Raw genomic sequence first — 713 nt, forward strand, 5'->3', positions numbered from 1 at the left:
AGCGAGAACTGGCCAAAATAAGCGATGTTGGTGGCCAGCCGGATCAGCTTCAACAGCGCGATGCCGGCAAACAGCCCGGCTGTCGCCACCACCACGGCAATGGCGGCAACGAGCAGCACCCTGGCATCCGTGGTGAAATCACGCAGATGCTCCGGGTTCGAGTGATGGGTCTTCATGGCAGTTCGCTTCCTGGCGGCGGGCCGTCTGTCGGATATGCGGCAAGGTCGAAGCGGCCAGCCGGGCTTGTCGATGGCTATGTATCGTAACACGATATAAATATTCAAGCCGGTTTTGCTCGAAATCCGTTTGAGCTTTCGTCGGAAAACGAACAAATGTCGGGTATGTCGCAGCCACAAAAACCACGTCCCGCCATCAGCCAGGCTGACTACCAACGGCTGTCGGAGTTTCGCTACCTGATCCGCCGCTTCCTAGAATTCAGCCAGGTCCAGGCGGAAGACGCCGGCCTGACCCCGCGCCAGCATCAGGCGCTGCTGGCAATCAAGGGATTCCCGGGCGGCGGCCCGGTGACGGTTGGCGACCTCGCGGAACGCCTGCGCATCCGCCACCACAGCGCCGTCGAACTGGTCAACCGCCTCAGCGAGGCAGGACTGGTCGCAAGGGACCAGGACAAGGACGACCATCGCCGCGTGCTGCTGCAGTTGACCGAGCGCGCCGACGATTGTCTGGCCGAGCTGTCGGCGGCGCATCTCGAC

At 62.1% G+C, this 713-nt stretch carries 1 protein-coding gene; it reads left to right on the forward strand.

Features of this window, described 5'->3' with window-relative positions; genetic code table 11:
• Positions 1-332: 332 nt before the first annotated feature.
• On the forward strand, positions 333-713 hold a 381-nt coding region (locus EN935_RS38855; protein ID WP_164771867.1), incomplete at its 3' end, for a helix-turn-helix domain-containing protein.

The sequence above is a fragment of the Mesorhizobium sp. M7D.F.Ca.US.004.03.1.1 genome (genome assembly GCF_003998635.1).
Taxonomy (GTDB): domain Bacteria; phylum Pseudomonadota; class Alphaproteobacteria; order Rhizobiales; family Rhizobiaceae; genus Mesorhizobium; species Mesorhizobium loti.